Origin of the sequence: Arachidicoccus sp., assembly GCF_050436765.1 — a bacterium.
In the GTDB taxonomy this organism is placed as follows: domain Bacteria; phylum Bacteroidota; class Bacteroidia; order Chitinophagales; family Chitinophagaceae; genus Arachidicoccus.
On sequence record NZ_JBNQGD010000024.1, the window covers coordinates 1 to 2140 of the forward strand.

General features: G+C 37.8%; 1 pseudogene. It reads right to left on the reverse strand.

Going from position 1 to position 2140, the window contains the following annotated elements:
- Nucleotides 1-2140 (reverse strand): annotated as a pseudogene (locus ACQR30_RS00955) (hypothetical protein); the annotation flags it as partial.

The following is a 2140-nucleotide window of genomic DNA, read 5'->3' on the forward strand; positions in this document are numbered from 1 at the left end:
AAAATCTTGGCAAAGTCCCATTAGGGTTTGTCGGAGACCAAGTATTTAATGCATCTACCGTAGAGTTTTGAGATCCTTGAACCTGATTTAAACCTCTTAATTTTTCATTATTCAGAATCACAAAACCTAAAGCATAATCAAAGGCCGCATACAAGCTAAACCCTTTGTAAGAAACATTTGTAGAGAAGCTACCGCTTATTGTTGGCGTAGTTCTACCAACATAAACAAATTGTCTTGTGTCAATAGTATCATTATTATACACCTGATGCCATTTTGCATCTCCTAATTGTTTTAAAGTTTTGTGCTTATACGGCAAAAATGCATTGTAAACATTTGCGTCTGCATTTAACTTCTCTTGAGTAGTGTAAATACCATCCCATTTAGGCGCCCAAACTTCATCTAAGCCCACTCTTTGTCCTTCAATTAAACCACCTACCTGCATTAACTGACCGGGATGATTTGGATCCCAAACCTGCATTGTACTTTGTCTATTGCCAGATAGACCATTGTAAGGAAGTTTTTTGGCATAACTTTTTACAGTGTAAAAATTCGTATTAAAGTCAACTGCCAAACCATCCTGCTGAATCGGCTGGATAATTCGAGCATTCAAACTCAACTCCCATCCTCTATTTTGTAGCTCACCCAAATTAGTAGTATAACTGGAGAATCCACTTGTTGGATCAATTCCCAAAGAAGCAATTTTGTTATATACATTTCTAACAAAATAATCACCAATCAATGTGATTCTATCATTGAACAACCCTATATCCGCCCCAAAGTTGGTAGAAGCCGATTTTTCCCAACTTAAATCCGTATTTATATAAGAACCCACATAGGTGCCACCATTGCCATTGTAAATACCAGCATTGTTATAAACTTGAGCAGTTTGGAAATAGCCTAAAGAGCTTACATTTCCATTTTCACCCCAGCTTAAACGCGGTTTAAATGTGCTTACGATTTTATTGATATTACTATTCTTAAAGAAATTTTCCTTTTGCATATTCCAGCCTACAGAAACTCCAGGGAAAAAGCCATAATGATTTTGGGAAGAGAGTCGACTAGATCCATCGTAACGGAAATTAGCAGTTAAGAAATATAAATCTTTGTAAGAATAATTTATTCTACCAATAGCAGAAGACAATCTATCCCAAGCACTAAAGTCTGAAGAGGCGCCCGCAGGGTTCTGAATTCCACCATTTACAATGCTTGGAACCGTTGAAGCTGTAAGCCATGGTATAAAGTCGGTCGGAGCACCTTGTGCATAACCATTATCATAATAGTATTTATAATCATAAAACTCAGCACCTGCCATTGCAGAAAGATGATGGACCCCATTCAGCACTTTATTGAATTCAAAGAAAGCATTGTAAGTATATTGCTGATCATGCGAATTACTGAAAGAAGCTTTTCTATTATTGTTATAAGCCCCGCCACTACCCATTTGATAGGCCTTTGTAAAATAATTATTATAATCGTAACGCATAAAACCCGAACCAGAAGCTTTAAATTGTAAGAAAGGTAAAATTGTCCAATCAAGATTAACGCCCCCCATAAAACGTTGTTCAGTAGAAGAATTATTTGAAATATGGCTCCAATATGCGGGGTTGCCCAAAGTTGGGTCATTTGGTCCTGGAAGTGCGACACCTGATGTATCATTTGAATACCTCACGGTTGGAGCAACACCTATAAAACGTTGAAGTAAACCACCTGCAGCCCCTCCGGCAGGATCATTATAAGGCACGGAATTATTCACCGTATAGGCGGAAGTATTCATGGATACTTTAAGATTCTTTCCAATGTTCAAGCCTCCGTTAAAATTCATATTTAATCTCTTCAAACCAGAACCAATAATGATTCCATTATCCTTAACCAAACCGAGTCCCAACGCAAAATTCCCTTGATCATCAGCCCCAGAAAAATTAAGGTGATGTTCTGTCGTATTTGTCTGTTGAAAAATCATATTTTCACGATCTGCAACACTTTGCTCACGATATAAAATGCTATCAATTTGCCCCGTCACAAAAGGATTCGGATCCAATAGAAGTTTCCATCCAGGCGCGTTAAGCAATTGACGATTATCGTTTCCTACCAACTGGGTCGTATATAAACCAACAGGAGATTTAAATCCGCTATTGACTGC